The sequence below is a fragment of the Streptacidiphilus sp. PB12-B1b genome, assembly GCF_014084125.1.
In the GTDB taxonomy this organism is placed as follows: Bacteria; Actinomycetota; Actinomycetes; order Streptomycetales; family Streptomycetaceae; genus Streptacidiphilus.
This window is the reverse complement of sequence record NZ_CP048405.1, coordinates 2706051-2719160: the sequence shown is the minus strand read 5'-3', so window position 1 is coordinate 2719160 and position 13110 is coordinate 2706051. Positions and strand designations below refer to the sequence as shown.

General features: G+C 72.6%; 14 protein-coding genes. All 14 read right to left on the bottom strand.

Annotated elements, in window-relative coordinates; all coding sequences use genetic code 11:
- Positions 1-106 precede the first annotated feature (106 nt).
- Positions 107-652, bottom strand: a complete 546-nt coding sequence (locus GXW83_RS12350) for an adenine phosphoribosyltransferase (protein ID WP_182443118.1) — start codon at positions 650-652, stop codon at positions 107-109.
- 9 nt (positions 653-661) lie between these two features.
- Positions 662-1840 carry a protein translocase subunit SecF gene (gene secF / locus GXW83_RS12345; protein ID WP_182443117.1) on the bottom strand — a complete coding sequence of 393 codons (1179 nt, stop codon included), beginning with the start codon at positions 1838-1840 and terminating at the stop codon, positions 662-664.
- Between the two features lie 4 nt (positions 1841-1844).
- Positions 1845-3653, bottom strand: a complete 1809-nt coding sequence (secD, locus tag GXW83_RS12340) for a protein translocase subunit SecD (protein WP_370466648.1) — start codon at positions 3651-3653, stop codon at positions 1845-1847.
- 144 nt (positions 3654-3797) lie between these two features.
- The gene (gene yajC / locus GXW83_RS12335; protein WP_182443116.1) at positions 3798-4265 is read right to left on the bottom strand and encodes a preprotein translocase subunit YajC; all 468 of its coding nucleotides are present in this window, start codon (positions 4263-4265) and stop codon (positions 3798-3800) included.
- Positions 4266-4436: 171 nt separating this feature from the next.
- Entirely contained in the window at positions 4437-5501 is a 1065-nt protein-coding gene (ruvB, locus tag GXW83_RS12330; protein ID WP_370466647.1) for a Holliday junction branch migration DNA helicase RuvB, read from the bottom strand.
- A gap of 96 nt (positions 5502-5597) precedes the next feature.
- Positions 5598-6212: a Holliday junction branch migration protein RuvA gene (gene ruvA / locus GXW83_RS12325; RefSeq protein ID WP_182443115.1), complete on the bottom strand. Its 615-nt coding sequence runs from the start codon at positions 6210-6212 to the stop codon at positions 5598-5600.
- Positions 6209-6775 carry a crossover junction endodeoxyribonuclease RuvC gene (gene ruvC / locus GXW83_RS12320; protein WP_182443114.1) on the bottom strand — a complete coding sequence of 189 codons (567 nt, stop codon included), beginning with the start codon at positions 6773-6775 and terminating at the stop codon, positions 6209-6211. Before ruvC ends, ruvA begins: the two co-directional genes overlap by 4 nt.
- Positions 6776-6916: 141 nt before the next feature.
- Positions 6917-7678 carry a YebC/PmpR family DNA-binding transcriptional regulator gene (locus GXW83_RS12315; RefSeq protein WP_182443113.1) on the bottom strand — a complete coding sequence of 254 codons (762 nt, stop codon included), beginning with the start codon at positions 7676-7678 and terminating at the stop codon, positions 6917-6919.
- A gap of 98 nt (positions 7679-7776) precedes the next feature.
- Positions 7777-8382 (bottom strand): pyridoxal 5'-phosphate synthase glutaminase subunit PdxT, encoded by a 606-nt coding sequence (gene pdxT, locus GXW83_RS12310; RefSeq protein ID WP_182447251.1) that lies wholly within the window; start codon positions 8380-8382, stop codon positions 7777-7779.
- A gap of 95 nt (positions 8383-8477) precedes the next feature.
- The gene (gene pdxS / locus GXW83_RS12305; RefSeq protein ID WP_182443112.1) at positions 8478-9392 is read right to left on the bottom strand and encodes a pyridoxal 5'-phosphate synthase lyase subunit PdxS; all 915 of its coding nucleotides are present in this window, start codon (positions 9390-9392) and stop codon (positions 8478-8480) included.
- A 148-nt stretch (positions 9393-9540) separates the two neighbouring features.
- Positions 9541-10065 (bottom strand): hypothetical protein, encoded by a 525-nt coding sequence (locus GXW83_RS12300; protein WP_182443111.1) that lies wholly within the window; start codon positions 10063-10065, stop codon positions 9541-9543.
- A gap of 31 nt (positions 10066-10096) precedes the next feature.
- Positions 10097-11257: a glycosyltransferase family 4 protein gene (locus GXW83_RS12295; RefSeq protein WP_182443110.1), complete on the bottom strand. Its 1161-nt coding sequence runs from the start codon at positions 11255-11257 to the stop codon at positions 10097-10099.
- Positions 11254-12309: a phosphatidylinositol mannoside acyltransferase gene (locus GXW83_RS12290; RefSeq protein ID WP_182443109.1), complete on the bottom strand. Its 1056-nt coding sequence runs from the start codon at positions 12307-12309 to the stop codon at positions 11254-11256. The genes GXW83_RS12295 and GXW83_RS12290 overlap by 4 nt, the downstream gene beginning before the upstream one ends.
- Positions 12306-12953: a phosphatidylinositol phosphate synthase gene (gene pgsA, locus GXW83_RS12285; RefSeq protein ID WP_182443108.1), complete on the bottom strand. Its 648-nt coding sequence runs from the start codon at positions 12951-12953 to the stop codon at positions 12306-12308. The genes GXW83_RS12290 and pgsA overlap by 4 nt, the downstream gene beginning before the upstream one ends.
- Positions 12954-13110 lie beyond the last annotated feature (157 nt).

Below are 13110 nucleotides of genomic sequence, written 5' to 3'. Positions count from 1 at the left end.
CGGGCGGGTCACCCGGTGTTCCGGTGACCCGCCCGAAGGTGTGCTGCGACCTGCGCCGTGCTGTGCTGCGTGCCCGAGCTGTGTGCCCGGGCTGCGCCCGGAGGCGTCAGACCAGGATGACCGACTCCAGCGGCGCCCCGCCGAGGGGACCGGCCAGCCGGTCGCGGCCGCCGAGGAAGCCCAGCTCCATCAGCACCGCCACACCGGCCGGCCGGGCGCCGCAGCGCTGGACCAGCTCCAGCGCCGCGGCCACCGTGCCGCCGGTGGCCAGCACGTCGTCCACGACCAGGACCCGCTCGCCCGGGGCGAAGGCGTCCTGCTGGACCTCCAGCACGGCCGAGCCGTACTCCAGGTCGTAGGCCTGCGCGTGGCAGGCCCCGGGCAGCTTGCCCTGCTTGCGGACCGGGACGAAGCCCGCCCCGGCGGCGTAGGCGGCCGGGGCCGCCAGGATGAACCCGCGCGCCTCCAGGCCGACGACCTTGGTCGCCCCGAGCGCCCGGGCCCGCGCCGCCAGGTGGTCGACCAGGGCCGTGAAGCCCTGGGTGTCGGCCAGCAGCGGGGCGATGTCCTTGAAGACGACCCCGGGCTTGGGGTAGTCCGGAACGTCCCTGATGTGCGCCGCGAGCAGCCCGGCGAGATCGGTGGTGGTCACCCGCCCGCCCTAGTTCCGCTTGCCGGTGGAGCGGCGGTCGCTGCGGGTGCGGTTGACCGGCTGGCGGCGGGTGCCGCCGGTGCCGGAGCCCGCGCCGACCGCGTCGCCGCGGCCCTCGGCGTCGCCCAGGGCGTCGCCGGAGCCGTCCTGCGCCTCCGGCACCCGGCCCTCGGCCAGGGCCTTGGCCTCGGCGGCGCGCCGCTTGGCGACCCGCTTGGCCAGCTCCCGGTTCTCCGGCTGCTTCTCCTTGAGCCAGGCCACCATCGGGGTGGCGACGCAGATCGAGGAGTAGGCGCCGGCGCTGAGGCCGACGAACAGCGCCAGCGAGATGTCGTTCAGCGTGCCCGCGCCCAGCATGGCGCCGCCGATGAACAGCAGCCCGGCGACCGGCAGCAGGGCCAGCACGGTGGTGTTGATCGAGCGCACCAGGGTGCCGTTCAGCGCCCGGTTGGCGGCCTCGCTGTAGGTCTCCCGGCTCTGGCTGTCCAGCTTCCTGGTGGCGTCCTTGAGGCCGTCGAAGACGACCACGGTGTCGTACAGGGAGTAGCCGAGGATGGTCAGGAAGCCGATCACCGTGCCGGAGCTGACGGTGAAGCCGAGCAGCGCGTAGATGCCGACGGTGATGAGCATGTCGTGCATCAGCGCGGTGAGCGCGGCGATGGCCAGCCGCCACTCGAAGGCGAAGGCCAGGTAGAGCGTCACCAGGACCAGGAAGACGATCAGGCCCTCCAGCGCCTTCTGGCTGATCTCCTTGCCCCAGCTGGCGCCGATGGACTGGGTGCTGATCTTGGTCGGGTCCACCCCCAGGCCGGCGGCCAGCTTGTCGGTGACCGTGGTGACCTCGGTCTTGCCCGGCTGCACGGCGATCTTGGTGGCAGCGTTGATCTGGACCGTGATCTCCTTGCCGCTGCCCTCGGTGGTGACCGACTGGACCACGGCGGAGTCGTCACCGGTGATCGAGTTGGCCACGGACTGGGCCTGGCTCACGGTGACGTTGGACTGGTTGATCTGGTAGACGTCGCCGCCCTTGAACTCGATGCCGAGGTTCAGGCCGCGGGTGCCCAGGCCGACCACGGCGGCGAGCAGGATGATGCCGGAGATGATCAGCCACAGCTTGCGCCGTCCGACGAAGTCGAAGCTGACGTCGCCGACGTAGAGCCGGTGGCCGAGGTTGCTGAAGCGTGACATCTGGTCAGGCCTCCTTGGTCTCGGCGGGACGACGACGGCCGCCGCGAATGGGCGGACGGGCACCGAGCCGCTTGGGGTCGAGTCCGGACATGGGTCGGCCCTCGGCGAAGAACTTGCGCCGGGCCAGCAGCGTGATCAGCGGCTTGGTGAACAGGAAGATCACGACCACGTCGAGCAGGGTGGTCAGGCCCAGGGTGAAGGCGAAGCCCTGGACGGTGCCGACGGTGAAGAAGTACAGCACCGCCGCGGCCAGGAACGACACGAAGTCGGAGACCAGGATGGTGCGCCGGGCCCGGGGCCAGGCCCGCTGCACGGCCGGCCGCAGCGAGGAGCCCTTGCGGACCTCGTCGCGGATGCGCTCGAAGTAGACGACGAACGAGTCGGCGGTGATACCGATGGCCACGATGGCACCGCAGACCGCCGGCAGGTTCAGCGCGAAGTGGATGGTGCCGCCGAGCAGGCTCATGATCGAGTAGGTGAGCACGGCGGACAGCCCCAGGCCGCCGATCGCCACCAGGCCGAGGCCGCGGTAGTAGACCAGCGAGTACAGGATGACCAGCGCCAGGCCGATCGCACCGGAGACCAGGCCCGCGGTCAGCTGGCTGCTGCCGAGCTGCGGCGAGACGGTGGTGACGTCGAGCTGCTTGAACTTCAGCGGCAGCGCGCCGTAGTTCAGGCTGTTGGCCAGCGCCTGGGCCTGCTGCTGGGTGAAGGAGCCGGTGATCTGCGCCTGGCCGCCGGTGATCGCCTGGTTGACGGTGGGCGCGGACTGCACCAGGCCGTCCAGCACGATGGCGAAGCCGTTGGTCGGCGCGGGCGCGGAGACCAGGCTGGTGGTGGTCTTGGCGAACTGGCTGGTGCCCTTGGAGTTGAAGGACAGGTCGATCTCCCAGCCGCCGCTGGTGCTGACGTTGGCGGCGGCGCTGGAGACCTCGGTACCGGCCACGGCCACCGGGCCGAGCGCGTACTTGATGTACAGGCCGGTGGTCGGGTCCTTGTCCTGCGCGCAGGCGACCGCGTCGCTGGTGGGCGCGCCCTGGTAGTCCTGGCGCTGGCCCGCCTTGGAGCAGTCGATCGAGTCGAACCGGCTGGTCAGCGCGGCCGGGACGGTGCCCTGCAGGCCCTGGGTCGCGGTGTTCACCGGGGCCGCGGGGGCGCTGGCCGTGGGCTTGGGGGTGGCGGTGGCCTTGGCGGTGGACGCCGCCTTGGCACCGGCCGAGGAGCTGGGGGTGGCCGGCTTGGTCAGCGCCTGGCTGAGCGCGTCACCCTGGGCCTTGCTCGCCGACGGCGACGGGGTGCCGCCGGCCGCCTTGAGCTTGGTCGTGACCGAGGCGGACGGCGACGGGGTCGTCTTGGCACCGGCCGAGGCGGAGGGAGAGGGCGAGGCAGGGGGCGTCGGGAGGTTCCCCGAGAACGCGTAGGCGATCACCGGCCGGAAGTACAGCAGCGCGGTGTTGCCGATGTCGTTCAGGACTTCCTGGTTGTTCTTCTGCGATTTGGGAACGGTCACCACGATGGTGTCGTTGCCCTCGGTCTGCACGGTGGCGTCGGACACCCCAAGACCGTTGACCCGCGCGGTGAGGATCCCGACAGCCTGGTTCATGCTGGTCGGGTTCACCGAGCTGGCGGGCTTGCCGGCGGTGGGGGAAGCCTTCAGCGTGACGCTGGAGCCGCCGGCGAGGTCGATGCCGAGGTGCGGCGTCTTGTACCCGGTGGCGAACATGATGGCGACAAGCGCCACCGCGATCGCCAGGATCAGACTCAGCGCACGCCCCGGGTATCCGTCACGCGGACGGGATTTGGGTGATGCCACCTTCTCGATTCTCTCTGTCCATGCCGTGGGTTGGGTCGCGCCACCACCACCGGGGTTCGGCGGACAGGGTGTGGCGCGGCAACGACGCAGCGGTCCTGTGGGGCCGTCCGGAGTCAGCCTCCGGCGTCTGCCGTACGGGGCAGGCTACTTGCTGGAGACGGCCTTGTCTCCGGCGCCGGTCTCGGCGGCGACGGCGGGGGCCTCGGCGTCAGCGGGGGCCTCGGCGGCGTCGGCCTTGCCGAGCAGCACCGGGGACTCGGCCGCGGCCTCGTCGGCGGGGGCCTCGCCGGACTCGCTCTCCTCGTACTCGGGGAGCAGGTCCTCGGGCTCGTCGCCGTGGACGATGCGGTTGTACTCGACGCCGTCCATCACGGTGGCGATGGCGTTCTTGGCGTAGATGGCATGCACACCAGGTGCGACCTCGAGCTCGACGGCCTCCTCGCGCACCTCCTTCACCAGCGCGTACATGCCGCCGATGGTGCGGATGCCGACGCCCGGCTCGAGCTTGTTGCGCATCTGCTGCGCCTGCTGCTGCTTGTTCTTGGAGGAGCGCATCATCAAGAACAGCATGCCGCCGATCAGAATGATCGGGAGGAGAGAGACGATACTCACGACTGACGAGTCCTTTGCGAGGCCGCAGGACGCGGCCGGTCATTTCGGTGGCGGACCGCCCCGGGGGAAGGGCGGCTGGCGGATTCTAGGTCACACGCCTTGGTGGAACAACGTCAAGCATTGCATCCCAGTTCCAACGAAAGCGAGTCCCCGGCACAGGACGGTGTGTACTCATCCTTCGGTGAAGAGGTCCGGCTGGGCCGGGAGCGGCCCGTTCGGCGGGGTGAGACCCAGGTGCTGCCAGGCGGCAGCGGTCGCAATCCGCCCGCGCGGGGTGCGTGCGAGCAGACCTTCGCGGACCAGGAACGGTTCGGCGACCTCCTCCACTGTCTCACTCTCCTCGCCGACCGCGACGGCCAGCGTGGACAGGCCGACCGGTCCGCCGCCGAACAGCCGCAGCAGCGCGTGCAGCACCGCCCGGTCCAGCCGGTCCAGGCCGCGGGCGTCCACCTCGTACACGGCCAGGGCCGCCTCGGCGATCTCCCTGGTGATCACGCCGTCATGCCTGACCTGCGCGTAGTCCCGGACGCGGCGCAGCAGCCGGTTGGCGATGCGCGGGGTTCCGCGCGAGCGGCCGGCGATCTCGGCGGCCCCGGCGGTGTCGATCCGGACGTCCAGCAGCCGGGCGGAGCGGTGTATCACGCGCTCCAGCTCGACCGGCGCGTAGAACTCCATGTGGCCGGTGAAGCCGAAGCGGTCGCGCAGCGGCGGCGGCAGCAGCCCGGCCCGGGTGGTCGCGCCGACCAGGGTGAACGGCGGCAGCTCCAGCGGGATGGCGGTGGCGCCCGGGCCCTTGCCGACGATCACGTCGACCCGGAAGTCCTCCATCGCCATGTACAGCATCTCCTCGGCCGGCCGGGACATGCGGTGGATCTCGTCCAGGAACAGCACCTCGCCCTCGGTCAGCGAGGAGAGGATCGCGGCCAGATCGCCCGCGTGCTGGATGGCCGGGCCGGAGGTGATCCGGATCGGGGCGTTCATCTCCGCCGCGATGATCATCGACAGGGTGGTCTTGCCCAGCCCGGGCGGGCCGCTCAGCAGCACGTGGTCCGGGGTGGCCGCGCGGTGCCGGGCGGCCTGCAGCACCAGCGAGAGCTGCTCGCGGACGCGCTCCTGGCCGATGAACTCGTCCAGGTCCCGGGGGCGCAGCGCGGCCTCGACGGCCCGGTCCTCGCCGTCGGCGGCAGAGGTGACCAGCCGGTCGCCGGGGGCTTGGGGGTCGTCGTGCAGGCTCACGGGCTTCCTCAGCAGGGGGACGGGGTTCTCGGGCCGGGCAGGGGCTGCTCGGGTCGGGCCGGGCTCCCGACGGGCGGGCAGGGCTCCCGGCGGGGCTCAGCGGGTGCGGTTGCGACTCTGCAGGGCGCTGCGCAGCAGGGCGGAGACGTCCGGCCGCTCCTGGGCCTCGGCCTCGGGGGTGACCGCGGCCACGGCGTCGTCGGCTTCGCGCGGGGCGAAGCCGAGGCCGACCAGGGCCGCGTGCAGCTGCTCGGACCACGGCGCCGGGCGGGCGGCCAGGGCGTGCTGCTGCGCCGGGACGGCCCCGGTGGGGGCGCCGAGCCGGTCCTTCAGCTCGATCAGCAGCTTCTGCGCGCCCTTGGGGCCGATGCCGGGGACGGCGGTGAGGGTCTTGGCGTCGCCGCGGGCCACCGCGACCCGCAGCGCCTCGGGGCTGTGCACGGCCAGCATGGCCTGGGCGACCTTGGGCCCGATGCCGCTGGCGGTCTGCAGCAGTTCGAAGGTGAGCCGCTCGTCGTCGTCGGCGAAGCCGTAGAGGGTGAGCGAGTCCTCGCGGACCACCAGCGAGGTGGCCAGGCGCGCGGGCTCGCCGATGCGCAGCGCGGCCAGGGTGGCGGGCGCGCAGTGGACCAGCATGCCGACGCCGCCCACCTCGACCACGGCGGAGCCGGGGCCGACGGCGGCCACCGGGCCGCTGACGAAAGCGATCATGCGCGGTACTCCTTCGGACGGCCGCCGCGGGGGCCGCGGGCGGCGGGGGCGGTGCGGGCGGCGGCGACGGCCCCGGCGATCCGCTCGGTGGCCGCGCCGCGCCAGATGTGGCAGATGGCCAGGGCCAGGGCGTCGGCGGCGTCGGCCGGCCTGGGCGGGGCGTCCAGCCGCAGCAGCCGGGTGACCATGGCCCCGACCTGGTCCTTCCCGGCCCGGCCGCTGCCGGTGACGGCGGCCTTGACCTCGCTGGGGGTGTGCAGGGTGACCGGGATGCCGCGCCGGGTCGCGCACAGCATGGCCACGGCGCTGGCCTGGGCGGTGCCCATCACGGTGCGGACGTTGTGCTGGGCGAACACCCGCTCGACCGCGACCAGGTCGGGCCGGTGCTGGTCGAACCACGCCTCCAGGCCCTGCTCGATGGCCAGCAGCCGGCGCGGGACCTCCTCCTCGGCGGGGGTGCGGACCACCCCGCAGGCCACCATGTGCAGCGGTCGGCCCGGCGCGCCGTCGACCACGCCGACGCCGCACCTGGTCAGGCCCGGGTCCACCCCCAGTACGCGCACGCGCGTTCGCCTCCGCTCGGTTGGACAGTGCTGCGGTGAGGCTACCGGTCGCCGCCGACATCGCCGCCCCGGACATGCCGCCGCCCGGCGGCCGCGGGGGCCGCCGGGCGGGCGTGGAACGGGCGCGGCCCGCCGAGGGTTCTACTCCTCGTCGTCCAGCTCGGCCACGACGTCCGGCGAGAGGTCGAAGTTGGCGAAGACGTTCTGCACGTCGTCGCTGTCCTCCAGGGCGTCGATCAGCTTGAAGATCTTGCGGGCGCCGTCGGCGTCCAGCTCGACCTGCACGCTGGGCACGAAGCTGGCCTCGGCCGAGTCGTAGTCGATGTCCGCGGCCTGCAGCGCGGTGCGCACCGCGACCAGGTCGGTGGCCTCGCTGACCACCTCGAAGGTGTCGCCCTGGTCGTTGACCTCCTCGGCGCCGGCGTCCAGCACGGCGTCCAGGATGGTGTCCTCGTCCAGCTTGTCGCCCTTGGCCACGACGATGACGCCCTTGCGGGTGAACATGTACGACACCGAGCCCGGGTCGGCCATCGAGCCGCCGTTGCGGGTCATGGCCACGCGCACGTCGGAGGCGGCGCGGTTGCGGTTGTCGGTGAGGCACTCGATCAGCACGGCGACGCCGTTGGGACCGTAGCCCTCGTACATGATCGTGGAGTAGTCGGCGCCGCCGGCCTCGGCACCGGAGCCGCGCTTGACGGCGCGGTTGATGTTGTCGATCGGCACCGAGCTCTTCTTGGCCTTCTGGATGGCGTCGTAGAGCGTCGGGTTGCCGGCCGGGTCACCGCCGCCGGTGCGTGCCGCCACCTCGATGTTCTTGATCATCTTTGCGAAGAGCTTGCCGCGCTTCGCGTCGATGGCGGCCTTCTTGTGCTTGGTGGTAGCCCATTTGGAGTGGCCGGACATCGAATGACTCCTTCACGCAATACCAACGAAAATGGAACAGGGAGATCCTACCGTCGCGGCAACCCGCGCACGGTCAGCCCCGGGGCTTCGGACCGGCCTCAGCCCGCCGAGCGGACCATGTCGACGAAGTACGAGTGCACCCGGTGGTCGCCGCTCAGCTCCGGGTGGAACGAGGTTGCCAGCAGGTTGCCCTGACGGACCGCCACGATCCGCCCGCCGCCGGTCGCGGCGTCCAGGTCGGCCAGCACCTCCACCCCCGCGCCCACCGACTCGACCCAGGGCGCGCGGATGAACACGCCGTGCACCGGGCCGCCGGGAACGCCGCGGACGTCGACCGGCTGCTCGAACGAGTCGTTCTGGCGGCCGAAGGCGTTGCGGCGGACGGTCATGTCTATGCCGCCCACGGTCTGCTGGTCGTCCCGGCCGTCGAGGATCTTGTCCGCGAGCATGATCATGCCCGCGCAGGAGCCGTAGACCGGCATCCCGGCGGCGACCCGCTCCCGCAGCGGCTCCATCATCCCGAAGATCAGCGCCAGCTTGGACATGGTGGTCGACTCGCCGCCGGGGATGACCAGGGCGTCGACCTCGGCCAGCTCCTCGGGACGGCGGACCGGGCGGGCCAGCGCGTCGGCCTCGACCAGCGCCAGCGCGTGCTCGCGCACATCGCCCTGCAGGGCCAGGACGCCGACGACGGGGTTACTGATGGACACGGGGGACGACCTCTTCACTCGGGACAGTACGGGAGATGGGGAGCGCGGGAGTGCTCCCGTGCTCCCCACCTGTGCGTGCGCCGCGCTGACTACCAGCCGCGGTTGGCGTAGCGCTCGGACTCGGGCAGGGTGTCGCAGTTGATGCCGACCATGGCCTCGCCCAGGCCGCGGGAGACGTCCGCGATGACCTTGGGGTCGTCGTAGAAGGTGGTGGCCTTGACGATGGCCTCGGCGCGCTTGGCCGGGTCGCCGGACTTGAAAATGCCGGAGCCGACGAAGACGCCCTCGGCGCCCAGCTGCATCATCAGCGCGGCGTCGGCCGGGGTGGCCACACCGCCGGCGGAGAACAGCACGACCGGCAGCTTGCCCAGCTCGGCGACCTCCTTGACCAGCTCGTAGGGGGCGCGCAGCTCCTTGGCGGCGGCGTACAGCTCATTGTTGTCCAGCGCGCGCAGCCGACCGATGTCGCCGCGGATCTGGCGCATGTGGCGGACGGCCTCGACCACGTTGCCGGTGCCGGCCTCGCCCTTGGAGCGGATCATGGCCGCGCCCTCGGCGATGCGGCGCAGCGCCTCGCCCAGGTTGGTGGCGCCGCAGACGAAGGGGGTGGTGAACGCCCACTTGTCGCTGTGGTTGACCTCGTCGGCCGGGGTCAGCACCTCGGACTCGTCGATGTAGTCCACGCCGAGGGACTGCAGGATCTGCGCCTCGACGATGTGGCCGATCCGGGACTTGGCCATCACCGGGATGGACACGGCGCTGATGATGCCGTCGATCATGTCCGGGTCGGACATGCGGGCCACGCCGCCGTCCTTGCGGATGTCGGCGGGGACGCGCTCCAGGGCCATGACGGCCACGGCACCGGCGTCCTCGGCGATCTTCGCCTGCTCGGCGTTGACGACGTCCATGATCACGCCGCCCTTGAGCTGCTCGGCCATGCCGCGCTTCACGCGGGCGGTGCCGACGGCAGGCTGGTCGACGGGCGCAGGGGTGTTGGTGGACACGAAAGACCTCACTGAAGACACGGACAGTGCAGTGGTACGACAAGCCAATGGTAGGCCCGCTCCGACCCTAGCCGATGCTCCACAGAGTCCAGCTCCCAGGAGCGGACCCTGCCACTACGGAGTGGCGCGACTCACGCCCCCGCCGCCGTCACAGCGCCGTGGGCGGCTCGTCGTCCATCTCGAACGCCTGCGGGAAGGGCGCGTGCCCGGCCAGCCGGCACAGCCGGACGATCCGGTGCCGCCGCACCGCGCGGGCCGCCCGCACCGAGTCGTTGTGGAAGCGCCGGGCCATCGGCACCCGGCGCGCCGCCGCCCGCAGCTCGGCCACCGCCTCCTCGCCGCCGGGCAGCAGGGCCAGCTCCTGTGCCTGCTCCGGTTCGGCGAACACCGCCCGCAGCGACTGGCTCAGCTCGCTCTCGGCCACCTCCTGCCGGTCGGCGTCGGCGGTCCGGGCCGCGTGCGCCACCTGGTACAGCAGGATCGAGGAGGCCGGGTCCAGCAGCGTCGAGGTGGCCAGCTCCAGCGCCGCCGAGGAGCGCCGCAGCAGCTGCGCGTCCAGCGCGGCGCGGGCGGCGTCGATCCGCACGTGCAGCCGGTCCAGCCGGCCCGCCGTCCAGCTCAGGTACCAGAAGACGAGGACGGCCGCGACCGCGACCCAGATCCAGATGCTCACGGGCGGTCACCCTATCGGCAACCCGCCCCGATCAGTCGCGGGCCAGGCCCAGCCGGTTCCACCAGCCGCCCCGGTCGTCCTCGGCCACCGCCGCCGCGCCCACCGCCACCGTCTCGTACACCGACAGGATGTCCGCGCCCACCGTCGCCCAGTCGAAGCGCCGCACGTGCCGGGTCTCCGCCTCGCGCAGCTCGGCCCGCCGCTGCGGATCGCCCAGCAGCCGCACCGCCGCCTGCGCCAGCGCGGCCGCGTCCTCCACCGGGAACAGCTCCCCGGCCGCGCCGCCGTCCAGCACCTGGCGGAATGCGTCCAGATCGCTGGCCAGCACCGGCGCGCCCGCCGACATGGCCTCGACCAGGATGATGCCGAAGCTCTCGCCGCCGGTGTTGGGCGCGACGTAGAGGTCCACGCTGCGCAGCAGGGAGGCCTTCTCCTCGTCGCTGACCATGCCGAGGAACTCGATCCGGCTGCGGATCTCCGGCGGCAGGCCCTTCACCGCCTCCTCCTCGTCGCCCTTGCCGGCCACCAGCAGCCGTACCCCGGGGCGCTGCGCGACGATCAGCGGCAGCGCCTCCAGCAGCGTGGGCAGGCCCTTGCGCGGCTCGTTGATCCGGCCGACGAAGCCGATGGTGTCGCCGCTCCACTCCGGGCGCGGCTCGGCCCCGGCGAAGAAGCCGACGTCCACGCCGTTGGGGATGACCACGGCGTCGCCGCCGAAGTGCTCGACCAGGGTGCGGCGGGCGTACTCGCTGACCGCTATCCGCGCGCTGATCTTCTCCAGCGCCGGCTGCATCAGCGGCTCGGCCGCGATCATCGCCCGGGAGCGCGGGTTGGAGGTGTGGAAGGTCGCCACGATCGGGCCGGTGGCGGCCCAGCAGGCCAGTATCGACAGGCTCGGGGTGACCGGCTCGTGGATGTGCAGCACCTCGAAGCCGCCCTCGCGCAGCCAGCGCCGCACCCGCGAGGCCGACAGGAAGCCGAAGGTCAGCCGGGCCACCGAGCCGTTGTACGGCACCGGCACGGCGCGGCCCGCGGCCACCACGTACGGCGGCAGCGGGGTGTCGTCGTCGGCGGGCGCGAGCACGGAGACCTGGTGCCCCAGCGCGATCAGGTGCTCGGCCAGGTCCCGGACGTGGAACTGCACCCCGCCGGGGACGTCCCACGCGTACGGGCAGACGATGCCGACCTTCACCGGGCGACCTCCGGCCCCGGCTCCGGCGCGGATGCCCCGGCGGCGGGCGCAGCGGCGGGCCCGGCGGCGGGCTCCGCAGCCGGGCCCGGCACCGACGGCGGCTGCTCCGGCTGCTGTTGCTTCGGCTGCTGCTGCGCGGGCTGCTGCTGCGCGGCCGCCTCCGGCCGGGGCTCCAGATCCGCCAGCCAGAACCGCTGCAGCATGTGCCAGTCCTGCGGGTGCTCGAAGACGCCCTGGCCCCACACCCGGGCCATCGCCTGGGTCATCGCCGCGATCCGCTCGCGCTTGGACCCGGCCTGCGGCTGCACGACCTCCTCGTGCACCCTGCCCTTCATCACCGGCGTGCCGTCGTACCAGAGCGTCACCGGCAGCAGCGCCGCACCGGTCTGCACCGCCAGCGCCGCGGGCCCGGCCGGCATCCGGGTGGCCTCGCCCAGGAACTCCACCTCGACGCCGGACGCCGACAGGTCGCGGTCCCCCACCAGGCAGACCAGCCCGCCCGCGCGCAGCCGCTGCGCCAGCGTGCCCAGCGTCCCGGCGCCGCCGGTCAGCGGCAGCACCTCCATGCCCAGCCCCTCGCGGTACGCCACGAAGCGGTCGAACAGCTTCTCCGGCTTGAGCCGCTCGGCGACGGTGGTGAACGGCACCCGGGTGACCACCACCCAGGCCCCGGCCAGGTCCCAGTTGCCCATGTGCGGCAGGGCCAGCACCACGCCGCGCCCGGCGGCCAGCGCCTGGTCCAGCCGGTCCACGTGCTCGGGCTCGAAGGAGGCGGTGATCCGCTCCCGGCCCCAGGTGGACATCCGGAACGACTCGCACCAGTAGCGCATGTAGCTGCGCATCCCGGCCCGGGTCAGCTCCGCGATCTCGGCGTCAGGGGCCTGCGGGCGCACCCGGCGCAGGTTGGACTCCAGCCGCAGCACGCTCTTGCCGCGCCGCCGCCAGACGAAGTCCGCGATGGCGTCGAACAGCCGGGTCGCCACCGGCTCCGGCAGCCGCTTGACCAGGGCCCACCCCGCCGCGTAGGCGGCGTCGTTCAGTCGGTCCTTCACGCGCCGGCACCCCCCGTCGCCTCCTGCGCCGCCTCCCGACGCACCGTCAGGATCCGCTGCATCACCGTCACCAGGCTGCCGGCCGCGATCAGCCACAGCGCGATCGGCAGCAGCCAGTCGATGTACGGCACCCCGAAGCCGTGCAGCCCGGCCAGGCCCGCCGCGACCAGGGTCACCACCAGCCGCTCCGCCCGCTCCACCAGGCCGGAGACGTCGCACTTGAGGCCCAGGCTCTCGGCCCGCGCCTTGGTGTACGACACCACCTGCCCGCAGGCCAGGCAGAACAGCGCCACCGCGCAGAGCAGCAGGTTGTCGCCGCGGCCCGCGTACCACAGCGCGATCCCGGCGAACACCGCCGAATCGGCGACCCGGTCCAGGGTGGAGTCCAGGAAGGCCCCCCAGACGCTGGAGGTCCCGGCCTGGCGGGCCATGTTGCCGTCCACCAGGTCGGAGAAGACGAAAGCGGTGATCACGATGGTGCCCCAGAAGAAACTACCCTGGGGGAAGAACACCAGAGCCCCGGCGACCACGCCGGCCGTACCCACCAGGGTGACCACGTCCGGGCTGATCCCGGCGCGCAGCAGCATCGCGGCGAAAGGGGTGAGGACCCGCGTGAAGAAGGCCCGCGCGTATTTGTTGAGCATGGGATCTGCCGACCGCTCCGAATCTGGCTCCGCTTACGGCCTGGCGTCGGCCGGGACTTCGCGCCGAGGGACGCACCGCAATCGTATCGGGACGGCAGGACCCGCTCGGGCGCGGGCACGCCCGCGGACCGCCCCTGCCGGGGTTATGGACCCCGGG

Bases quoted from the DNA above. Each gene is read 5' to 3' on its own strand.
- GXW83_RS12315 (WP_182443113.1), bottom strand. From the start codon at position 7,678: ATGTCCGGCCACTCCAAATGGGCTACCACCAAGCACAAGAAGGCCGCC.
- secF (WP_182443117.1), bottom strand. From the start codon at position 1,840: ATGTCACGCTTCAGCAACCTCGGCCACCGGCTCTACGTCGGCGACGTC.
- pgsA (WP_182443108.1), bottom strand. From the start codon at position 12,953: ATGCTCAACAAATACGCGCGGGCCTTCTTCACGCGGGTCCTCACCCCT.
- ruvA (WP_182443115.1), bottom strand. From the start codon at position 6,212: ATGATCGCTTTCGTCAGCGGCCCGGTGGCCGCCGTCGGCCCCGGCTCC.